Annotated in this window: 15 protein-coding genes; 12 read left to right on the forward strand and 3 right to left on the reverse strand. The window is 65.0% G+C overall.

The features are described from left to right. Window positions 1-8 precede the first annotated feature (8 nt). Genes KF886_00515 through KF886_00530 form a run of 4 tightly spaced genes read left to right on the forward strand, consistent with a single transcriptional unit; the run spans window position 9 to window position 1,836 of the window. On the forward strand, window positions 9-377 hold the full coding sequence (locus KF886_00515) for a multiple resistance and pH regulation protein F (GenBank protein ID MBX3175818.1): 369 nt from the start codon (window positions 9-11) through the stop codon (window positions 375-377). Further along, a complete protein-coding gene (gene mnhG, locus KF886_00520; GenBank protein ID MBX3175819.1) occupies window positions 367-762 on the forward strand; it encodes a monovalent cation/H(+) antiporter subunit G in 396 nt (131 codons plus the stop codon). The genes KF886_00515 and mnhG overlap by 11 nt, the downstream gene beginning before the upstream one ends. Continuing rightward, entirely contained in the window at window positions 740-1,375 is a 636-nt protein-coding gene (locus tag KF886_00525; GenBank protein MBX3175820.1) for a 4Fe-4S dicluster domain-containing protein, read from the forward strand. The genes mnhG and KF886_00525 overlap by 23 nt, the downstream gene beginning before the upstream one ends. Further along, window positions 1,372-1,836: a hydrogenase 3 maturation endopeptidase HyCI gene (locus KF886_00530; protein ID MBX3175821.1), complete on the forward strand. Its 465-nt coding sequence runs from the start codon at window positions 1,372-1,374 to the stop codon at window positions 1,834-1,836. The genes KF886_00525 and KF886_00530 overlap by 4 nt, the downstream gene beginning before the upstream one ends. 9 nt (window positions 1,837-1,845) lie before the next feature. Here KF886_00530 and KF886_00535 read toward each other — a convergent pair whose 3' ends face one another. Together KF886_00535 and KF886_00540 are read right to left on the reverse strand one after the other, a co-directional pair. Further along, a complete protein-coding gene (locus tag KF886_00535; protein MBX3175822.1) occupies window positions 1,846-4,575 on the reverse strand; it encodes a phosphoenolpyruvate carboxylase in 2,730 nt (909 codons plus the stop codon). A 955-nt stretch (window positions 4,576-5,530) separates the two neighbouring features. Next, entirely contained in the window at window positions 5,531-8,785 is a 3,255-nt protein-coding gene (locus KF886_00540; protein ID MBX3175823.1) for a glycoside hydrolase family 78 protein, read from the reverse strand. 204 nt (window positions 8,786-8,989) lie between these two features. Between KF886_00540 and KF886_00545 the strand changes: the two genes are divergently transcribed. Further along, complete coding sequence (locus tag KF886_00545; protein MBX3175824.1) at window positions 8,990-10,036, forward strand: L-rhamnose/proton symporter RhaT; 1,047 nt, start codon at window positions 8,990-8,992, stop codon at window positions 10,034-10,036. 22 nt (window positions 10,037-10,058) lie between these two features. Beyond that, window positions 10,059-11,477 (forward strand): L-fucose/L-arabinose isomerase family protein, encoded by a 1,419-nt coding sequence (locus KF886_00550; GenBank protein ID MBX3175825.1) that lies wholly within the window; start codon window positions 10,059-10,061, stop codon window positions 11,475-11,477. Between the two features lie 302 nt (window positions 11,478-11,779). Here KF886_00550 and KF886_00555 read toward each other — a convergent pair whose 3' ends face one another. Then, entirely contained in the window at window positions 11,780-13,732 is a 1,953-nt protein-coding gene (locus KF886_00555; GenBank protein MBX3175826.1) for a carboxypeptidase regulatory-like domain-containing protein, read from the reverse strand. 1,624 nt (window positions 13,733-15,356) lie between these two features. Here KF886_00555 and KF886_00560 point away from each other — a divergent pair. From KF886_00560 to KF886_00585, 6 genes are all read left to right on the forward strand, one after another. Continuing rightward, a complete protein-coding gene (locus KF886_00560; GenBank protein ID MBX3175827.1) occupies window positions 15,357-17,315 on the forward strand; it encodes a DUF1592 domain-containing protein in 1,959 nt (652 codons plus the stop codon). Continuing rightward, entirely contained in the window at window positions 17,312-18,679 is a 1,368-nt protein-coding gene (locus tag KF886_00565; GenBank protein MBX3175828.1) for a DUF1552 domain-containing protein, read from the forward strand. The genes KF886_00560 and KF886_00565 overlap by 4 nt, the downstream gene beginning before the upstream one ends. Before the next feature lie 48 nt (window positions 18,680-18,727). Continuing rightward, window positions 18,728-20,239 carry a hypothetical protein gene (locus tag KF886_00570; protein MBX3175829.1) on the forward strand — a complete coding sequence of 504 codons (1,512 nt, stop codon included), beginning with the start codon at window positions 18,728-18,730 and terminating at the stop codon, window positions 20,237-20,239. 534 nt (window positions 20,240-20,773) lie between these two features. After that, window positions 20,774-21,127, forward strand: coding sequence for a type II toxin-antitoxin system RelE/ParE family toxin (locus KF886_00575; protein MBX3175830.1), 354 nt, complete (start codon window positions 20,774-20,776; stop codon window positions 21,125-21,127). Window positions 21,128-21,238: 111 nt separating this feature from the next. After that, on the forward strand, window positions 21,239-21,610 hold the full coding sequence (locus KF886_00580) for an XRE family transcriptional regulator (GenBank protein MBX3175831.1): 372 nt from the start codon (window positions 21,239-21,241) through the stop codon (window positions 21,608-21,610). Between the two features lie 523 nt (window positions 21,611-22,133). Continuing rightward, entirely contained in the window at window positions 22,134-22,865 is a 732-nt protein-coding gene (locus KF886_00585; protein ID MBX3175832.1) for a uracil-DNA glycosylase, read from the forward strand. The last annotated feature ends 5 nt before the right edge of the window (window positions 22,866-22,870 follow it).

Genomic DNA, 22,870 nt, shown 5'->3' on the forward strand with positions numbered 1-22,870 from the left:
AGGCTATCGTGAAGACCTTGCGCTGGACCCTGGGCTTGATTGTCCTGGCGGCTGTGCTCGGCGCGCTGCTGCTGGCGCCGCCCACGCTGCCCCTGGTGCTGGACGATGGCGTGGCCGCTCACGCGTCGCGCGCCATCCATGTGCTCCTGATCGGCGCGGTGCTGGGATTGCTGCGGGTGCTTGCGGGACCCACGGTCGCCGACCGGATCATGGCGATCGATATACTCGGCGTGCTGATCGTGGGCATCTGCGCGGTGCTGGGCATCGCCAGCGGCCACAGCTGGTATCTGGACATCGCCATCGCCTGGGCGCTCCAGAGCTTCATTGGCGTGCTCGCGCTCGCGAAACACCTGGAAGGGAGGCGCTATGATGCGTGAGGGGATCGGCATCGCGCTCATCGCGCTCGGCGTCGCCTTCGACCTGCTGGGCTGCCTGGGACTGGTCCGCCTGCCTGATGTCTATTGCCGCCTCCAGGCGGCCACGAAATGCGTCACCCTCGGTACCTGCGGCATTCTCCTGGGCGTCTTCGCGATCGCGGGACTGTCCGCCACCGGCTTCAAGGCCCTGCTCTGCGCCCTCTTCATTCTGCTCACCGCGCCCGTCGCCGCGCACGCCCTCGCGCGGGGGGCCTGCCGCGCGGGCATTCCGCTGGCGCCGGGTTCGGTCTGCGACGACTACGCGGCGGCCCGGGATGGGCAACCGGAGGTCCCGCCCGCCGCTGCGGGAAAAGGAACGGATCATGAAGTATCCCAAGGTGCGTGAGATCCGCGAAGCCGTGCGCGTGGTGTTCGCCGGCCCGTACACGTCCGCCTTTCCGGCCGCGCCCCACACGCCGCCCGCTGCATTTCGGGGCCAGCCGGTGTTTGACGCCGAGGCGTGTCTGGGCTGCCTGGCCTGCGAGGCGGTCTGCCCGGCCGGCGCGATCGCGCACGAGGATGTGCTGGAGGGCGATCGCGGGCCGCGCCGGATCATGATTCACTATACCGACACCTGCATATTCTGCGGCGAATGCGAGGCGCACTGCATCGCGGGCGGGCGTGGCATTCGCCTGACCAACGCCTGGGACCTGGCCTGCTTCGAGCGCCGGACCGCGCGCGAGAGCATCGAGAAGCCGCTGGCGTGCTGCGAATGCTGCGGCGCCGCGATCGCCACCTGGGATCACCTGCGCTGGCTGGCGTCCCGGCTGGGAGAACTGACCTACGCGAGCCCGACGCTGTACCTGGCGCAACTCCGTGAGCTCGGCCTGGTCGACGCCTATCCCGGCGGTCCCACGAAGGAGGGCTGGCGGCCCGATCGCTTCAAGATCCTGTGCGCGCGTTGCCGGCGCGAAACGGCGCTGGACCACGATACGCGCGCCGGGCGGTCTTCCCCGTGAGCCCCGAGGTTTCCATCGCCTTGCGGGCCCTGCTGGCCCACCGTTGCGCGATCGTGGGCGTGGGTAATCCCCTGCGCGGGGACGATGGGCTGGGCCCGGCGCTGGTGTCGGCGTTGCCGCCCCGGGAGGCCTGGCTCAAGATCGACGCCGGCGCCGCACCGGAGAATTACATGGGCAAGATCGTGGCCTTTCGCCCGGAAACGGTCGTGCTGGTTGATGCGGTCGAGTTCGGCGCGGACCCAGGCAGTTGTGCGCTGCTGCATGCGGACGATCTGGGTGCCGGCGGCCTGACGACGCACGACATGACGCTCCACCTGGCGATCCGCTATGTGGAGGCGGAGACCCGCGCGCGCATCGCCGTGCTGGCGGTGCAGCCGGAAAGCACGGCGCTGGGCGAAGGCCTCTCCGGCCCTGTGCGCGCCGCGATCCGCGAGATCGCGGCGCTGTTCGGGGCAGAATAAGCGGGCGCCCTATCCCGTGGTGCGCTCGCCGCTCGCGATGGCGTTCACCGAGAGCAGCAATGCGGGCACCAGGGCCTCGGCCTCGCGCGTGCGCCGGCGCGCCCGCAGTTCGCGCCACTCGCGGAGCAGTGCGATCTGGATGGCGTGAAGCCGCCGCAGCCCTTCCGCGCGCATCGCCAGGGTGCGCGTGAGCCGGGGACGCCGCTCCGCGCGCGGCGCGCCGAAGAAGTCCTCCAGCATCCGGTTGGTGCGCAGGTATTCGCCCTCGATCCGCTTGAACTGGGCCTTGCGCAGCGTGGCGTCGGGCACGAGCGCGGCGTACTGCTTCATGATGCCCAGATCCGCCGAGGCCAGGCTGGTTTCGGCGTTGTAGAGCACATAGCGCACGAAGGGCCACGCGCCGCCCTCGCGTTTGAGAAACGCGTAGTCGTCCGGGTGCTCGTCGCGCAGGCGCTCCAGGGCGGACCCCACGCCGAACCAGCCCGGCAGATAATAGCGCGCCTGGGTCCAGCTGAAAACCCACGGGATCGCCCGGAGATCTTCGATCGTGCGCTTGCCGCTCCGCCGCGACGGGCGCGATCCAATAAAGCTGCGCTCGAGCGCATCGATCGGCGTGGCGGCGGACCAGAATTTGATGAATCCGGGCGATTCGAGCTGTTCCTGGTAGGCCTCCCGGCTGTACGCGCTCAGCAGTTCGCCGATGCGGTGGAACCGCGGATCGAGATTGGCCGCGCGGCTGTTTTTCAGCGTGGCCACGGTGACGCCCGCCGCGAGCAGTTCCAGGTTGTACACCGCCGTGGGGAGGTTGCCGAACTTCTGCCCGATCACCTCGCCCTGCTCGGTGAGGCGCACCCGGCCCTGGAGCGTGCCCTCGGGCAGCGCTTCGAGAAACTGGTTGGTCGGGCCCGCGCCCCGGCTGAAGGTGCCGCCGCGACCGTGGAAGAAGTAGCAGGCCCGCCCGTGCGCGCGGCAGACCTCCGCCAGCGCGCGCTGGGCCTTGTTCAGGTTCCACTGGCTCGCCAGCATGCCGCCGCTCTTGTTGCTGTCGCTGTAGCCCACCATGACCTGTTGCGGGCTGGCGACCCGGCGCCGCGAAATGGGGTGCTGGAGGAAGGCGTCCAGAATCGCCGGGCTGCCCTCCAGGTCGTCCAGCGTCTCAAACAGCGGCACGACCTCGAGATCGCAGCGGATGCCATCGTCGTCCTGTTGCATCAGGCCCACTTCGCGCGCGAACAGATACACCACGAGCAAATCCGTGTCGTCGCGCGTCATGCTCACAATGAAGCTTCCGATGCCCGCCGCGCCATAGTGCGCGATATAGTCCGCGACGGCCTGGTACGCGTCCAGCACCGCCGCCGCCTGCGGGCCCAGCGCGCCACACCGGGGCGCGATCGGGCGGAGCGAGGTCAGCTCGCGATCGAGGAAGGCGCGCCGCGTGGCGTAGTCCCATTTCGCGTAGTCCCAGTCGGCGAAACCGGCCGCCTGAAGCAACTGGGACACGGCGGCGGCGTGAAAGTCGCTGTTCTGCCGGATGTCCAGGGCCGCCAGGTGAAAGCCGAAGGTGTCCAGGTGCAGGAGCAGGGGCTCGACCTCGGCCCGGGCCAGCCGCCCGGCCCCCACCGCCTCCAGCGACTCGATCAGGGTGACCAGGCCCGCGCGGAGCGCGCCGGGCCGGGCATAGGGGTGTTCCGGACAGGCCCGCGCATCGTCGAGCAGGCCGCGAAGCGCCTGGGTGAACGCGCGCCACGGCTCGCGCGCGAGCGGCGCCAGATTCTCCCGGGCGGCCGGTGAGAGCAGCGCCTCGGCTTCGGCCAGCGCCACCGCCAGCGGCGCCGGAACCGGTTGGAAGAGGTCGGAAAGCGTCAGATTATCGGCCAGCGCGTTCAGCAGCGCGCGCATGCGGTCCAGGGCCTCGTTGCGGAGGCGCGCCAGGGCCTCGCGGGTCACGTCGCCGGTAACCAGCGGGTGCCCGTCGCGATCGCCGCCCACCCAGTTGCCGAACAGGAGGCGCGGCGCGGTGGCGGTGTTTCGCAGGGCCCCGGGACGGAGGCCCGCCTCGCGCCAGGCGTTGTGCAGCCGCTGGCGCACCTGGATGACCGCGCGGGGGAAGACCATGCCCAGGTAATCGCGCATATCATCGAGTTCCGAGAGCACGCCGGGTTTTTCCAGGTACATCTCCCCGGTGCGCCAGAGCCGCTCCAGCTGCGCCTTGATGCGGTCCCGGATCGCGTCCCGCTCGTACGCCGTCCAGTCGGCGCCTTCCAGCTTCGTGTACTCGTCATAGAGCGCGCGGTGTTGTCGCAGGACCACGGGGCGCTTGGCCTCGGTCGGGTGCGCGGTCAGCACCACCTCCACCCGCACCCGATCAAGGGCGTCCAGCAGGTCCGCCTCGCTGAATCCCGCCTCCCGCAGGCGCTTGAGGGCGTGGCCCCACAGGCCCGGCTCGTGCAAAAGCCCCAGATGCCGCTCGCGCTCGCGCCGCCCCAGCGCCGCCGCGTTCTCCTCCACGATGTTGAGGAGGTGGTAGGCGATGGAAATCACCTGCAACTGCCGGTTCACCTGGCCGGTGTCGATGTGGCCCGCCACCGTGCGGGGCGCCTTGCCGGATCGCCACGGCAGAAAGCGGACCAGGCTCTTTTCACCCAGCTCCTCCAGCACTTCCGCGAGGCACTGGGTCAGAAAATCGCGATCGCGCGCCACCTTCTCCGACCATTCGGGCATTAAATCTTTATCGGGCATAGCGGTCTTTCCGGGGGAATTACAGTGCGGCGGCTGGTCGCGCGCTGCCCGCGCGACGCAATATTTCCGCGTATTTTATCAAACCAGCGCCGCACGGGCACGCCGGGGGCAGTCTTGGAACGTGTACCGTAACGCTTCGCGCCTGGGGCCCCATTCCCACGCTTCAAGGCCGCCCAGGCCGACGCCAGGCCCCGCCGCAGAGCAGCCGATGGCCGCAACCGGGAAGTAAACCACGAATTCACACGAATAAACACGAATGAAGAATCGACTCTTCCTCCTTCTCCCGCACTAGTTCCCCGCTTATTCCCGCAGCCGAATCAAATCCAATATAACCACACGTCCTCATCGCCCGCCAACGTGGCTCAGGCTTCAAACCCGAGACTATGTGGTCGGTGGTCCGAACGGCGCATTGAACCCATAAACACAGCCCCCGGATTCCCGGGACGGATCAATCATTTTGTTTTTTCATAAACTCCAGTGAGTGTTTTCGGGCCGTTCCGAGAATTCTGAGGTCGGTGCTTTTTACCACGGATTACACCGATGACACGGATTGCAGCGACGTTCGAACCAAACGCGAAGGACCCGCCCGCCGCCCAATCAGCCCCTCCAAGAACCTGAATAACTCAACTCGGAAATCGCACGCTGGCGCTGACAAAACCCAACGACCGTCATCTTTTGCTATCCGTGTCATCCGTGTAATCCGTGGTCACAAATCCGGATCGCGGTCAGCCGCTGCTCCCGGCGCATTCGTGGTGCATTGGTGTTCATTCGTGGTTAGAAAACACGCCACCATTCAACCGTCCCGGTCCGTCCGCGTACAAAGACCACTCTCTGCGCTCTCTGCGTTCTTTGCGGTTAAAGCTCTTCTCTGTTCTTCTTGGTGCCCTTCGTGGTGATCCCTTCTTTGGGCGCGCCCAGAGGCTGCCCTGTGCACGTTCGTGGTTCAGGCCCGCCGCTATGGCGTCCCGGCATTCCACGGGGTCGTGAACCGGTAACGGCCCGGCGCCACCGCCAGAACAAGCCGGTCGCCGGAACGTTCGCGCACCTGGATGTGCTCCGAGTTCTCCACGGGCGCGCCGCCCTCCAGGACGGTATCCGCCCCCTGGACAGGCGCGTGCAGCGTTGCGCGGGTGTTCGGCGGAACGGTCACATCCCAGACAAACTGGTTCCCGGCAATCCGCCACCCACTTCGAATTTCCCCATACATGCTCCGGTGCGTTGCCGAGGCGTGGGTCAGATCGCCCAGGACGTGTGGTTTCATAACGATGTGTTTGAAGCCGGGTAGATCCGGATCCGGCCGGATGCCCGCCAGGTACTCGTGGAACCAGATGCAGAGATCGCCCACCAGCATCACGTGGTTGTGCGAGTTCATCGCCGGGTCCGCCGTATTGCCGTTCCAGAGTTCCCAGATGGTGGTGGCGCCCTGGGCGATCATGTAGCCCCAGCTCGGGTAGCCGGTTTGCGTCGCGATCATATAGGCCACGTCCGCCCGGCCCCGATCCGAGAGCGTGCGCATGAGCCACTGCCCGCCCACGAGTCCCGTGCCGATGTGGCCATTCCCCTCGACCAGGATCTTGTTCACCAGGTGATCGAAGGCCGGGCCCTGCGCCGGTTCCGGGGCGATGCCGAAATACAGCGGAAGCACCTGCGCGGTCTGCGCGCCGTTGGCGTAGTACCCCTGCTCGGCGTTCCAGTATTTCGCGTTGAAGGCGTCCGTCATCTCGCGCGCCAGCGCGCGGTATTCCTCCGCGTCCGCCGGTTTTTCCAGCATCGTGGCGTATTCGGCCATCAGGTTCAGATCGTGGATGAAGTAGGTGGTTCCCAGCACCTCGCCGGGCGTCTTCCTGCTTTCATCCTTCGAGTGAATCAGGTGCTCTTCCTCCGGCGGCACGCACCAGTCGCCGTAGTTGTCGCGCGGCATCAGCCCATCCCGCAGATACTGGCGCATGTGCGCGATCCACCGCTGCATGCCCGGGTAATGCCGCTCAATGGCGCGCGTGTCGGCGTACTGCGTGCGCAGCATCTTCGGCGCGATCAGGAAGGTGCTCGGCCAGGTCACGTTGTCGTTGTACAGCGGCCAGTAGGAGGGGCACACGTCGGATACGCTGCCGTCCTCCCGCTGCGCGTCCTCCATGTCGGCTACCCATTTGGCGTAGAACGCCGCCACGTCGTAAAGGTAACTCTCCCCGGTGGATTCGGCCGACCGGTCGCCCAGCCAGCCCTGGCGTTCATCGCGCTGCGGGCAGTCCGTGGGGACGCTGCGGTAATTGCCGCGCACGCCCCAGCGGATGTTGCGGTAGATCTGATTCAGCAGGGGATTCGAGCACTCAAAGGCGCCCGCGACCGCCAGATCGTCGTGCACCACCTGGCCTTCCAGCGTATCGAGATCCGGTTCGCCGGGATAGCCCGTCAGTTCCACATAGCGGAAGCCGTGGAAGACGAACTCGGGCTCCCACACTTCCACGCCGTCCCCCCGCAGGGTGTAGACATCGGTCACCTGCGCGCCCCGGATGTTCGCCAGGTAGAGCGTGCCGTCGTCCTGCAGAATTTCCGCGAAGCGCATCTGGACCGCGGTACCCACGGGGCCTTGCACCTTCAGGCGGCACCAGCCCACCATGTTCTGGCCCATGTCGTAGATATACATCCCGGGGCGCGGCTGCGTGATGGCGATCGGGCGGATCGATTCCGTGATCCGGATGGGTTCCGCCATTTGCGCGGCCAGCACGCCCCCGGGCGGCGGCATCGTGTCGGCGGGCTTCCACATGCTGTCGTCAAAGCCCGGTTTTCCCCAGCCGGGCATCTCCCGGCGGGCGTCGTAGCGTTCGCCGTCGTATTCGTTGTTCTCCGTGATCGGACCCGCGTCCGTGACGCGCCAGGACGTATCGGAGACAATACGATCGACCTGGCCGTCTTCCCGCGTGATCTCCAACTGGAAGCGAAGGGACGGCAGGCCGTACGTGCGCGTCCGGGTGGGAACCAGCCCGCGCGGGGCGAAATAGCGGCCATTACCAAGAAGCACGCCAACGGCGTTCTCGCCCGATCGGATCGCCTCGGTGACATCGAAGGTGCGGTAGAAAACCCGCTTGTTGTACTCCGTCAGGCCCGGCGCCAGGACCTCGTCGCCGATGCGCTGGCCGTTGACGTTCAGCACGAAGTGCCCGAGGCCCGCGATCCAGGCGGTGGCCTTTACGGGGGCCGCGTCGACCGTGAACTCGCGGCGCAGCATCCGCGCAGGAAGCTGGCGGTTGTCGGCGTAGCCCACGCCCGGCCACGGTTCCGCGCCCAGCGGGCCAAGCACCGCCGCGGCGGGCCATCCGCGGTCGTCGAAGTCCGCCGCCATCCAACCCGCCTCCGCCTCCGCCGCCCCGCGCCAGGTCGCCCCGCTGCCGTTCACGATCGACCCGCCATCCCGCAAGCGCACTTCGACTGCGGCCAGGAGCCCGGCTGGATTGTGGACCGCGCCCGCGTTGGAGGCGGCGATGGCGATCGCGTTGCTCCCGGCGACCAGGCGCGCCGTGATGTCCACCTCGCGCACCTCGTTGTAGGTTTCGATGGAGGCAACCGCTTCGCCATTCACGTACAGGTCGGCGCGGTTGTCCGCCGTGAACCAGGCCGTTGCGCGCTCGATCGCGGCGGGGTTCGGCGCGTCGAGGGTGGTTCGGAAGTAGCGCGTTCCGGGCGGCGGCGCCGCAATCGGATCGTCGCCCGCAAACCAGATCCAGTGGGCGGCTTCGAGGGTGGGCGTGATGGGGCGCGGCGCCTCCACCTCGCTGTCCAGCCCGATCCACGCGCCCTTCCAGTCGTCCTCCCGCAGGAGGCCCATACTCCAGAACGCCGGCGCGCTCCAGGCGGAGGGTTCGCCCTCCGCGTCCCACACGCGCACCTTCCAGTGGCAGGCGTCCCGCGATGCGAGCGGGCGCCCGACGTATGCGACGTGCACGGATAGATCGGAGGCCACCTTGCCGCTGTCCCAGCGGTCACCCATGTCCTGTGCGAGGCTTTCCGGATCGGAGGCCACGAGTATCTGGTAGGCCGTTTGCCGGGCGCCGCGTTCGCCGGATTCGAGTACCCACGACAGGCGCGGCGCGATGGCGTCGATACCCGGGGGATTGTCGAGGTATTCACAGCGCAATGCGCCGATGGACAATGGTGCGGCCAGGACGACCGAACAGGACAGGATCCCCACAAGGAACAGTGAAAAGGCGCGCATGGCGAAAACTCCCCGAGGTACGCGGCGGCATCCGGGGGCGGTCCCGGGCGTGAGTACGCGACAGGGGGACGGGATCGGCCCCGCGGACGGCGCCAACAACAATTAGACCAGGGAAATCGCCGGCCGGTTGCCGCGATTCGGCGGGACTTTCCAGTTGCCAGCCCGCGCGGATTTCTGCATAATGGTGGGGGGAGACGGGGAACCATGGAACCGAATCCGCTCATGGGGGTACTCTTGCACGCCGCCGGTGGCATTGCCGCGGCCAGTTTCTACATTCCCTACACGCGCGTGCGCAACTGGCGCTGGGAGTCCTACTGGATTGTCGGCGGAGTCTTCAGCTGGCTGGTGGCCCCGCTGGCGGGCGCGGCAATCCTCACCCCCGCCGGTTTCGGCGCCTTACTGGCCTCGCCGCCGATGGCGCTCGCCGGAACCTATCTCTTCGGCGTGCTCTGGGGCATCGGCGGGCTCACCTTCGGCCTGTCGGTCCGCTATCTCGGCCTATCCCTTGGCTATGCCGTCGCGCTCGGCTTCTGCGCCGCCTTCGGCACCGTTATCCCGCCGCTTTTTATGGGGACGATTTTCGATCTGCTAGCCACGCAATCCGGCCTGACCATACTGGGCGGCATTGTGGTGTGTCTCGGGGGCATCGCGGTCTGCGGCTGGGCCGGTATGCGCCGTGAGCGGGAGACGGATGCGACTGAGAAGGCCGAAGGCGCCGTCACATTCAACTTCGCGCGCGGGCTCTGGGTCGCCGTCTTCGCCGGCGTCATGAGCGCCTGCATGGCCTTCGCCTTCGCCGCCGGCAAGCCCATCACGGAAGCGGCGCTGGCGGCGGGGGTATCGCCCACGTTCGTGAACCTGCCTGTGCTTATCGTCGCGCTCGGCGGCGGCCTCACCACCAACCTGATCTGGTGCCTCTATCTGAATCGAAAAAATCAGAGTTTTCACGACTACGTCCACGCCGGAGACGCCTCGCTCGGCTGGAACTACCTGTTCTCCGCGCTGGCCGGCGTCACGTGGTACCTGCAATTTTTCTTCTACGGCATCGCCACCACCAAAATGGGCGCCTACGACTTTTCGAGCTGGACCATTCACATGGCCTTCATCATCGCCTTCAGCAACGTGTGGGGCCTGTGGTTCGGGGAGTGGAAAGGTTCCAGCCGCGGCACCGTGCAAACCGTGGCGGCGGGTATCGCCGTTCTGGTCCTCTCCACGATCGTCGTTGGCGTGGGTAATTACCTCGCGGGCTGACGCGGGAAGGGACGGATAGCGCATGAAAATCGGGCTGTACGGCATCGGCCTCGACACCTACTGGGCGCAGTTCGAAGGGCTTTACGAACGCCTTCAGGGATACCAGCAGGGCATCGCGGACCGGCTTCAGGCCGAGGACCCGGCGCTGGAGCTCGTCAACACGGGCGTGGTGGACAACCCTGAAAAGGCCCGCGAAGTCGGTGATATGCTCGCCCGCGAAGGGGTGGACCTGATCCTCCTCTACGTGTCCACCTACGCGCTCAGTTCGACCGTGCTGCCCGTGGTCCAGCGCGCGAAGGCCCCCGTGCTCGTGCTGAACCTCCAGCCCGTCCGCGCCATCGACTACGCCGCGTTCAACGCGCTCGGCGATCGCGGAAAAATGACCGGCGAGTGGCTGGCGCACTGCCAGGCCTGCGCCGCGCCGGAGATCGCGGCGGTATTCAACCGCGCCGGCATCGACTACCACCTCGTCACCGGCACGCTGGACGACCCGGAAGCGTGGGCGGAGATCCTCGACTGGGTGGCGGCCGCGCGGGTGGCCGCGCGACTCCGCAATGCGCGCGTGGGGGTACTGGGCCATTACTACTGCGGCATGCTGGACGTTTACGCGGACATGACCGGGCTCGCCGTGGACTTCGGCGTTCATTTCGAATTGCTGGAGATGTGCGAACTGCACCGGCTCCGGGAAGCCGCGACGGCGCAGGCGGTCCGCGAGAAGCGCGGACAGTTCGGACGCGATTTCGACGTGGACCCGGCCTGCGCGGACGAGGAACTGGATCGCGCGGCCCGCACGTCGGTCGCGCTGGACGCGCTGGTGGCGGCGCGGCGCCTCGACGCGATGGCCTACTACTACGAGGGCCAGCCCGGCAACGAATACGAGAACATCGTCACCTCCGTGATCGCGGGCAACACGCTCCTCACCATGCACGGCGTACCGGTGGCGGGCGAATGCGAGATCAAGAACGCCCTGGCGATGAAGATCATGGACCTGTTCGGCGCGGGCGGCAGCTTTTCCGAATTCTACGCGATGGATTTCGACGACGATATCGTGCTGCTCGGCCACGACGGACCGGCCCACCCGGCCATCGCCGAGGGCCGCGTCGCGCTCGTCCCGTTGCCGGTGTACCACGGGAAACCCGGCACGGGCCTCTCCATCCAGATGACGGTGAAGCACGGACCGGTTACGTTGTTGTCCGTCGTGCAGGGGCGCGATGGACAGGCGCGTCTGCTTCTCGCCGAGGGCGAGAGTGTGCCCGGGCCGGTATTGCACATCGGCAACACCAACAGCCGGTACCGCTTCCGCATCGGCGCAAAAGAGTTTGTGAATTCCTGGGCGGCGCAGGGCCCCGCCCACCACATGGCCATTGGCGCTGGCCATATCGCCTCCCGGCTCCGGAAGCTGGCGGGGCTCCTTAACCTTTCCTGGCATCAGGTTTGTTGAGGTTGGGCATCGGAGTGGATCATGAAGGAAATGAAGGCTTTCACCGCCGCCACGCTCGTGGCGGCCGTTCTGGCGCTGTCCGCCGGAGCGCGGTCTGCTCACAAGCCACGACAACTGGGGGCGCAACACGATCTACAAGCCGACCGAGGGCGACATCGACTACTTTCGGACACAGCGCTGGTTTTCCGCGCCGGGCTACAATGGGCCGGACTACAATAGCTACATGGCGAAGTCGCGCGCGGTGGTCGACGCAGGCATCGACAGTGACATCATCGACGACGACTCGATTCTCGGCATCCCCGTCAGTTTTCGTCCGGCGCTTCCTTCGGCGGGAGGACGATAGATACGTCGTCTCCCGGTTGGACTACCTGTTGCCATCGGCCATGGCTGCGATCGCCGGAGAGACGATACACACCGGGCTCCAGGTTTTCAAAGCGAAAGCGGCCTCCCCTGTCCGTAGTGCATTCCGAATAGAGCGGTTTGAAGCCAACACCGTCACCGCTTCCCCTGGCCAATTGGACCCGGTATGCGTGCACCGTCGCATTGTTCTGGTCGTAGACGACGCCGCTGATGGTCAGGCCGCTGGTGCGGTATACGAGCCGTAGATTCTCCAGCCGGCGGCCCGCCTGAATATTGGCGGATCCAGCTTCCACGTCCGGTCCGTCCGTGTCCATTCCGGTGTTGCGCAAGGTGAAATCATAGGCCCCGGGAAGGATGTCCGTCAGCAGGAAATGGCCCTCCATGTCGGTCTGGGCCTGATCCGTAATTGGGTCCGGGCCGCGCCGGTGGGCGGACACCTGGGCGACGACCGGCGCGCCGCGTTCGTCCACCACATGGCCGGCAACGGTGGTGGTTTCCGGCGGCGGCGGCAGGACGACTTCGATGTGTTGGGCAGCGGGACTGTCCGACGGGATCGGCCCCACCACTGGGCTCTTGTTGGTGCGGAGCCACGCTTCGACATGGACCGGCTTGTTTTCCGGTGGCCGGGCAATCACAAATGCGCCATTGCTATCCGTGTATCCGCGCTCGACCCAGATCGGCGCTTGTTCTCCCGCCGTGGGGTGGTACACATGGGCCTGTACCGTGGCGCCGCCAGCCGGGGCGCCGTCCTCGTAGACTACATGTCCCGACAGTACCAGGCCGGGCGTGATTTCAAAGACGACATCATCGCGTTCGCCTCCGGCATCGACATGAACATCCTGAAAATTCGAGATGCTACCGCGGCTACCGCCGTACCTGGCCGGGAGGTTCAACAGGCCGATCTGGTGTGTGCCGCTTTTCAATCCCGTGAGTAAAAAACCGCCCGTGGGGTCCGAAGTTGCCCGGATAGTCAGCGTGGACGCCTCGCCGGTGGGAAAAGCCCACACCTCAACCCCGGGAACGCCGGCTTCCGTGACCGCATCAACCACACGGCCGGCGATGGCTGCCGCATCGGTCGCAAGCAGTTCCAGCCGGGTCTCCAGACCCGATTGCACTTCCACTCGCGTCATGAATGGATCCAGGACGTATTTCTCGCCTTTCGCGGTTACCGTGTAGGAAGCCGGCGTAAGGCCTTCCAGATTGATAATACCCGTGGCGTCGGAGACCCCTTCAAAACTTTGCCCGCGAACGTCGGGTCTCGTTGCGCTCACCTGGACACCCGGCAAAGGACGGCCGTCGGCTTTCCGGCGCACCGAAATAACCACTCTTGCCCCGCGGCTCATCACGAGATCCACGTCATCCCCCGGCCGAACAAGTTCTGAAATCGTTGGGACGTAACCCGGGGCCTCGCCTCTCAGTAAGTATCCCTTACTGATCGAATCATAGGGAAGGTCGGTGAACTCGAACACGCCGTCCGGGCCTGATTCCACGGATGCGACTTTCCCACTACGCTCCAGAGAACAGTGCACCGTCACTTCCGGCACCGGTTTTCCCAGGGCGTCCACTGTACGCCCCTTGAGCGCCGCCGGTGGCCGCAGCACCAAATCGAGGTGGTTCACGGGATGGCCCCCAAAACGCACGTTGCCCGCCGCCAGCAGGCCGTCGCGCTCACAACGCGCCCAATATGAGGTGCTCTCGCCGCCGAAGTCTTGCACGGCGCGCCCGTCCGCACCAGTGCGGAAACGGTAGACGATAGGCTCTTCACCGTCCGCCACGATCTTTTCGGTGTTGGTGGGAGTGCACACAATCTCCGCATCCGGTACAGGTTCGCCCGACCGGGTCCACACCCGCGCAATCAACTGGTAGGGCGCCGCCCCGGCCAGGGTGTCGATCACTTCCACTGCTGGCTGTACGGTGGGTGTTTCGATTGGCGGCGCGGGGGGCGCTTCGGAAACGTCAGCCGTCTCGGCGGCATTCGACGTCGCTACGGCCTCCGGCGCCGGTTCATTTCCCGGAAAGAGAAACGCCAGCAGCAGAACCGCAACGGCCAGCAGCAGAATGGCCGCGACGGCAATAGTGGGGGGCTTCTTACGGCGCATTCCGGGCGTCTCCCATTGGTTCAGTGGACTCCTCTAAATCGCTGGTAACGTACGCATAGATGGTCACGGGAACCGTAACTGAGTCCTGCCCCGCTACCTCAAAAACGAACGGAATAGTCTCCTCGAAGACGCCCTTATCCAGCGGAGGAAGCAGATCAAACTGGATTTGTCTGCCGTCATCCTCCAGCTTTGTCAATCTGATGGAGGATGATCGTTTGGTGGTACAACGCCCTCCGTAGGGGCGCCCATTGTGTCTTTTCAGATTTCGGAGGCATGTCGGGAAAGCTCTTTTTCGCCGCATTTTAGAGTCCCTCGTTACCACTCCCCCACGATATTGTGGGAAGCTGATATAGATCACACAGCAGCCCGCCTGGCTAAGCCCAAAATAAAGCATCTTATCTCATTTGTCAATCCCTGAAATTCCATACCAGAATACTCTCTTGCCAGCATTCTTCGTTCCATAGAAATAAAGGGTACGTCCATTTGCTATTTAGAAACACCATGAATCAAAAGACTTAGGCTCAGTGATCTTTGCCAAGCCTGTCGTCTTCAACGGACCGAACTCCAAGTCCGCCAGGGTCTATGTAGCGAAGTCACGATTGCTAATTACGACGGGCCGCCGCAGTTCACGAAATTCACAGGGCAGCCTCTGGCCGCGATCAGGATTTGTGACCACGGATGACACGGATGACACGGATAGCAATTGGTTCCGGTCGTTGAGGCGTGCCGACGGCTGCGTGCGATTTTCGGCGCAGCCTGTTCGGATAGTTCAGCATCGGAATCGTGGCGGGGTGGAACGGGCGGCGGGCTGCCCGGTCTCATCTTATTCGAGCGTCGCGGCAATCCGTGTCATCGGTGTAATCCGTGGTCAATAGAAGAATACCGGCCACGATATTCATGGGACGGCCCGGAAATTCTTCTTGGAGTTTCCAATTCGCAAATGCTATTACAGCAGATTGTTATGGAGGCTTTGCGCGCAAGAACTTGCAGAAAAAACAAGAAAATGACGGATAGTAGTACCGATGACACGGATTGAAGCGACACGCGAACCAGATGAGAAGGACCCGCCCGCCGCCCGCTCAACGCCACGACACTCCAGATGATGAAATATCCGAACAGGCTGCCTCGGAAATCACACGCAGCCGACGGCAGGCCGCAACGACCGGAACGATTTGCTATCCGTGTCATCCGTGTCATCCGTGGTCGCAAATCCTGATCGCGGCCAGCCGCTGCTCCCGGCGCATTCGTGTGCATTCGTGTCCTTCGTGCCCTTCGTGGTGATCATTTCTTTGGTTGCGCCCAGCGGCTGCCGCATCTAGATTCATGGCCCACACCCTCACCCGTCGCCCATCCGTAGTGTCACGATTGCCCCACGGTCGCGGGCTGGCCGCATTCCCGCAATTCCTGCTATAGTGCGCCCATGAGTCGTATAAGTATGCAGCGAAATCGGTCGTTACTCTTCCTGTTCCCGTGCACCGCCCTGCTGGCCGCGGGCGCGCTGGCGTTCGGCGGGTGCCAGAGCGTGTCGAAAACCGGCCCGGCGGCGGATGCCCCGAAGACGGCCCCGCCCGAGATGGCGGGCTTCTTCGCGACCTACTGCTTCGACTGCCACGACGCGGACATGAGCCAGGCGGAGATCGATTTCGCCACCATGCTCGAAACCGAGGGCCACATCACCGGCGGCGACGTGCTGGATCGCGTCATCCGCGTGCTGGCCGCCGGCGAGATGCCGCCGAAGCGGAAGAAGCAACCGGCGCCCGAGGAGCTCTCCGCCCTGCTGGATCTCCTCCGCGAAGAACGGGAAGCGCGCCTCGCCGCCATCCCGCCGGATCCGGGCCGCGTCACCGTGCGCCGGCTCAACCGGGTGGAATACAACAACACCGTCCGCGACCTGCTCGGCGTGGAATCCGCCCCCTCGGACGCCTTCCCGCCGGACGACACTGGCTACGGCTACGACAACATCGGCGATGTGCTCACGCTGTCCCCGCTCCTCGCGGAGAAGTACCTGGACGCCGCCGAGCAGGTGGCCCGGGATGCGGTGGCGAAGGAAATCGCGGACTACACCCGCACCCTGCCGCATCAGCGGAAGATCCTCGTCTGCAACCACGCGCGCCCCGAGCATGGCGACGGCTGCGCGATGCGCGCGATCCGCTACATGACGCCGCGCGCCTACCGCCGCCCCGCGGCGCGCGAGGAAATCGACAAGATCGCCGGGTTCTACCAGCTCGCGCGCGAAAGTGGCGATTCCTTCGAGGCGGGCGTCGAGCTTGCCGTCCAGGCCTTGCTCGTTTCTCCGCATTTCCTCTTCCGCGCGGAGGAAGAAAAGGCGCCGGACAACCCGGATCGCGAGTACTACGTCAACAACTACGAGTTCGCCTCGCGGCTCTCCTATTTCCTCTGGAGCAGCATGCCCGACGACGAACTCCTCGCCTGCGCGCAGGACGGCACGATCTGGAATCCGCGCACCTTGCGCGCGCAGGTCCGCCGCATGCTCCGCGATCCGCGCGCGCGGGCCCTGGCCGAGAATTTTGGCGGGCAGTGGCTCGAAACGCGGAATCTGGCCCATGCCGACCCCGACCCCGACCTGTTCCCCGAGTTCACCGAGGATCTCCGCCTCGCGATGGCCGAAGAGACCACGCTCTTCTTCGATTCCATCGTGACGGAGGATCGCAGCGTGCTGGATTTCATCGGCGCGGATTATACCTTCGTCAACGGCCCGCTCGCCGCGCATTATGGCCTCGACGGCATCGCCGGTCCCGCGTTCCAGCGCGTGGAAGTGGACCCCGCGGTGCGTGGCGGCATCCTCGGCCAGGCCAGCATCCTGACCCTGACCTCGCACCCCACGCGCACATCGCCCGTGCTGCGCGGCGTCTGGATTCTCGAGAAGGTCCTCGCCGCGCCCACGCCGGACCCGCCCCCGGGCATTCCCCCGCTGGACGCGGCCCCCGCCGGGGACGGTGCGTCGCTCCGGGAGAAACTGGAGGCCCACCGCGCGGATCCCAGCTGCGCGAGCTGCCATGATCGCATCGATCCGCTGGGCTTCGGCCTCGAGAATTACAGCCCGATCGGGGCGTGGCGCGCCGAGGAGAGCGGGCGTCCAGTCGACAACACGGGCATCCTCCCCGACGGCCAGGAATTCGCGGGGCCCGGCGAACTGAAAAAAGTGCTATTGGCGAAGAAGGACGATTTTACTCGCGCACTCGCCGAAAACATGTTAACCTATGCCCTGGGCCGCGGCCTGGAGGCGTATGACCGCCCCGCCGTGGAAACCATTGTCGGCAACGTCGCGCAGCAGGACTACAGGTTTTCCGCGCTCGTCTACGAGATCGTGCGGAGTCTGCCGTTCAAAAAACAACGAGGCGAAACGGACGCATCATGAGCTCTTATCTTACCCGCAAACACCTCAATCGCAGAACCTTCCTGCGCGGCATGGGCGCGGCGCTGTCGCTGCCCGTGCTCGACGCGATGATCCCGGCGTCGGCCTCCGCGGCTAAACTGCGCACCGTGGCGCCCATCCGCCTGGGCTTTGTCTACGTGCCCAACGGCATCATCATGGAAGACTGGACCCCGGCGAACGAAGGCGCGGGGTACGACCTCCCGTTCATTCTGGAGCCGCTCGCCGGCGTGCGGGACGACGTCCTCGTGGCCACGGAACTGGCCCACCTCAACGCGCGCGCGCTGGGGAATGGCGGGGGCGATCACGCGCGGGCGTCCGCCGTGTTCCTTACCGGCGTCCACCCGAACAAGACCGATGGCGCGAACATCCGCGCGGGCATCTCCGCCGATCAGATTGCCGCCCAGCACCTGGGCAGGCAGACGCGCTTTCCGTCGCTGGAGCTGACGGTGGAGCCGGGCAAGCTCACGGGCAACTGCGACTCCGGCTACAGCTGCGCCTATTCCAACAGCATCTCCTGGCGCACGGAAACGACGCCCAATCCGCCTGAGGGCAACCCGCGCGCGGTGTTCGAGCGCTTGTTCGGCGCGCGCAACGCCGATCTGACTCCGGAGCAACAGGACCGGCAGCGCCGGTACCGCGGCAGCCTGCTCGACTTCGTGATGGACGACGCCCGCGCGCTGCAAGCCTCGCTGGGCCCGTCCGATCGCCGCAAAATCGACGAATACCTGTACGCCGTGCGGATGGTGGAGCGACAGATCGAGCACAATGAAAACGAGGTGGCGGCCGGCCTCGAAAAGCCCGATGTGCCCGAGAGCGCGCCGGACGACTACTCCGCCTATGCCCGGCTCATGTATGAACTCCAGATTCTGGCCTACCAGACCGATCAGACCCGCGTGGTGACCTACATGATGGCGCGCGAGGGCAGCGGGCGCGCCTACCGCGAAGTGGGCGTGAAGGGGGGCCACCACGAACTCAGCCACCACCTGGGCGACGCCGAAAAGATCACGAACCTGCGCGACATCAACCGCTACCACCTCGAACAGTTCGCGTGGTTCCTCCAGCGCATGAAGGAGACCGAGGACGGCGACGGCTCCCTGCTCGATCACAGCCTGATCGTTTACGGTAGCGGCATCAGCGACGGCAACCGGCACAACCACGACAACCTGCCCGTGCTCATCGCCGGGCGCGGCAGCGGCAACGTCAAACCCGGCCGGCACGTTAAGTACCCCAAGAACACCCCAATGGCCAACCTCTATCTCAACATGCTCGAATTCGCCGGCTGTCCCACGGAAAACCTCGGCGACAGCGAAGGCCACCTGAACTACCTGGGCGGCATGGACGCGTAGGCCGCACGCGGGAGGGGCGCGCCTCTCCCGGTATAGAAAGAGTGATCCATGGATCGCCGCAGTTTCCTGAAGGCCGGCGCGATGACAGCCGGAGGCGCGGTTGCCGGTTCCGCGCCGCGCGCCGCCGCCATTGAAGTCTCCGCGCCTGGCGCCGCCACCGCCGGGCAATTCTCCCTGCCGCGGGACTACACCGCCGCCGATCACCGCCGCCGCCTGCAAAACATCGCCCGCTGTAACCGCGCCATCCGCGGCTGTATGCGTTCGCACCTGATCACCGATTACCTGCCCGGCCAGTGCTGCTACAACCTCGGCGAATACCCGAGCACGAAGCCCTGGTTTGTGGACGAATACGACGAACAGGAGCTGGACCGGCTCCGCGCCGAGGGCATTCAGGTCATCCAGGTCTTCGACGACTGGAACGACTCCCTGCGCCTTTTCGGCGGCGACAAATACTCCGCGGTCAACCCCGGGGGCTACCGCCGCTTCATCGAACTGGCCCACGCGCGCGGCATGAAGGTGCTCACCTACACCTCCACGTGCTTCATCCAGCGGACCGATCCGGATTTCCGGCAGGAATGGAGCCGCGAGGGTGATTTCCTGGAGGTGGGCTACTGGAATATGGCGCGCTGTTCGCCCGCAAGCCCCGGCTGGCGCGCGTTTGTGCTTCAGAAGTTCGCGCAAATCCTCGACGAGTACGGATCCGACGGCATCTACGTCGACGGCGGCTACCTCGCCAACCGCCACGCCTACAAGGCCACCATGCCGGTCGCGCCGGACGAGATTGTGGCCTTCGAGGAGACCCCGGAGCACGATGGCGCCTTCGCGGACCTGCTCGCTCTCATCTACGCGGACGTCAAGCGCCGCGGCGGCATTCTGAAGCTTCACGTCAACGCCGCCGAGGCCCCGCAGGCCGGCGTCCTGAAAACCTACGATTACCTCTGGGTGGGCGAGGGCGTCGCGCAGGCCGATCCCCTGCGCGAGGCCGTAAAGAACCACGCCCCCTACGTCGTGCCCTGCCTCGACATGGGATTCACCAGCATCGATACGGAAGACGAGCCCTACCTGCACGCGATCCCCTACATGCAGTTCCCCGTCAGCATGGGCGGGCGCATATTCACCGGCGAGCGCGGTTTCGTCCCCGGCATCAAATACCAGGACGACTTCTGGATGCAGCGCTGCCGGGACGCCTGGAAGCAATACCAGGAAGACCCGTCGAAGTTGCACACCTACAGCGCCTGGGACGCCGTGCCGGGAAACCCAAACACCCGCGTGGTCCACGCGAAATGGCTGAAACGCTATCGGCCCATGGTGGAAGAGGGGACCCGAGCCTGGATCGAGATCAACGACTCCGATCTCTTCACCGCGCCCCTGCCCGCGGGGACGGTAGCCACGGCCTTCGCCAACCGCGATCTCTACCTGGTGCTCGCGAACTACGGGCATTCCGCCGCGAGCATCGCCACCACCGATCCCTGGATCGCCGAGGGCCACGACACGCCCGCCAGAGACTGGCCGATCCCCCCGCGATCCCTCCGCATCCTCCGCCAGCCCGTGACAGCCTGAGCGGCGCCCGCACTGCCGCCCCGGCGGTGTGCGAGGGAACTCACTCCCGACCCCAAGCGGGACAGACCCGCCCGTTGCGGTGACGGGCGCGTATCAGTCCCGGGGGGGCGTCCCCGCCAGTATCCCAACTCCACCAGAATGGCCCCGAAAGAAGTGTGCTACAGCCTTTCATGACGCGCAGCGTCACCCGTTAAGGATGAAAATGGACGGCGGCTTCGCCGCCCGGCAGGCGGGGACGCCTGCGCTCCCAGCCTTTGCCGTTTCCTTGGGGGAGAGGCTGCAATCTGGTTTGTATGAGGCAGTTGTGGTGATGCCGAGGCTTTTTTTCAGAGCAGGCGTCCCGCCGGTCACTCAGCCGCAAGGCGCATGGGGGAAGAGGCGGCTCATGACGGATAGACCAGAAGCGGTCAACGTTTTGATTGCAGAGATAGACCATTTATGGTAGATTAACGAAACGACTTATTGGTGGGGTAGTTGCAAGGTGCTGCGGGTGGAGTGGCAAGTAAGCGTGCAGGTGGCGTGAGGATCAAGCGGGTGATTCAAAACCGAAGGCTGGTCTACTATCCCGATGTCATAAAGACCATAGAGCGCTTTCCGGCAGATACGTGTGAAGTCATCTATCATGCCCTCGAAGAAGCGCGATTGGGCGGAAAACACCTTCAAGTAAAGCCGCTTGCGGGTTTCAAGGGCGCCAGCACACTTGAAATACGGGACTCCTCCGGTGGCCGCGCGTTTCGGGTTGTGTACACAACGGAACTGAAAGACAAGATCGTCGTGCTTCTGGCGTTCGAAAAGAAGTCGAAAAGCGGAATCAGCACGCCCAGGCATCAGATCGACCTCGTTCATAAACGCCTCAAGGAAGCGCGAAGCCGCTTTGGAGACAAATAGACTCCAGGCAAATGTTGGAAAGTATAAACCCGGCAAGATCGACAATTGCCGGGAGAAGCTTCACCTGATTCATTGAAATCAGGAAACATAACATGCAGAAGGAACTACACCATGCGCGGTGGAAGTGAAAAGATACGAAAGACACGAGCGTCTCGGTCGCAAGAGGTGGAGTGGGTAGAAAGCTCCGGAAATGTATTCGCAGACTTTGGAGTTCCGAACCCGGAGCTGGCCCTGCTCAAGGCCCATATTGCGATTGCTATTAAGAAGGCCATCGATAGAAAGGGCATCACACAGAAAGAAGCAGGCGTGTTGATGGGGATTCCCGCGGTCAAGGTAAGCAACATCATTTGTGGACGCCTGAAGGGATACACACTTGATCGGCTGTTTACCTACCTGGTTCGGCTGGACGTCGATGTGCAAGTCAGAATGAAGCCAAAACGCCGGAACCAGGAACACGCACGAATTCAGGGCGTATCACTGTAGAGAAATGGTAACACTTTAGCGGAATGAAGCACCCACCGTTTTGTAGGCGAATATCCGTCAAGACGGGCGTGAATAGCAGGATCGCGGACATTCCGCGGCAAAGTGAGCCCGGGAAATAAAGTGACGTACGTGGTTTGGAATAGAATTCCGGCGTCCCCGGGAGCGGAAAGCATTGTGAACCCGCGCCTCTTCACATACACATCGAGCACGATATGTCTTGCGCTCGTCCTGCCGCGGACACGAATGTCCGCGATCCTTTGCCGCGCTTCCTCGTTATTAACGGTCCGTTCGTGCTGTTTACGCGCCTTGCTGCTTCAGGCGGCTAAAATGTTACGATAAATGAAAGCGCGCTTGCTCCCCCGGCGCTCCCCCCGCTCGCCGGGGCGTCTTTTTGAACGCTTCGCCATACCCCACGCGCCCCCGCGCCTTTGCCCGGATCGGCGCGCCGGTGCTATCATGGGGGTTTGCTGGAGATTGTTCCATGACCCCCGCTGATCTGTACCGGTCGGCGCTGGAGGACGCGATGGCGTACCTGCGGCGCGCGGCGTCCGGTCCCCGGAAAACCATAACCCTGTCGCCCGAGGTGAGCGCCCTGCTGGAGGCCATCGCGCCGGTGGCGGGGGCCGCCATGCCCGAGGCGGACATGGGGGATTCCGCCGTTTCGGCCCCGGCGTCCGGGGATGCGAAGGCGGCGCTGGAGGCGCTGGCGGAGACGGTCCGGGGTTGCGAGAAGTGCGGCCTCTGCAAGACCCGCATCCAGACGGTGTTTGGCGTGGGCAACATCAACGCGGAGCTGGTGTTCGTGGGCGAGGCGCCCGGGGCGGACGAGGATCGCCAGGGCGAGCCCTTTGTCGGCCAGGCCGGCCAGTTGCTGACCGATATCATCGTCAAGGGCATGAAGATGCGGCGCGAGGACGTCTACATCTGCAATGTGCTCAAGTGCCGCCCGCCGGGAAACCGCACGCCGAATCCGGAGGAAATGGCCCTCTGCGAGCCCTACCTCATCGAGCAGTTGAACCAGATCCGGCCGCGGGTGATCTGCGCGCTCGGCGCCACCGCCGCCCACTGCCTGCTGCGCACCGAGGAGAATGTCGGGCGTCTGCGCGGGCGCTGGCACACGTATCAGGGCATCCCGCTGCGCGTCACGTACCACCCGGCTTACCTGCTGCGGCGGCCGGAAGAAAAGCGCAAGGCCTGGGACGATATCCAGGAAGTCATGAAACTGCTCGCGGGCGACGCCCCGCCGCCGGTGTAGGGCGC

This window comes from Candidatus Hydrogenedentota bacterium (assembly GCA_019637335.1).
Lineage (GTDB): Bacteria > Hydrogenedentota > Hydrogenedentia > Hydrogenedentales > JAEUWI01 > JAEUWI01.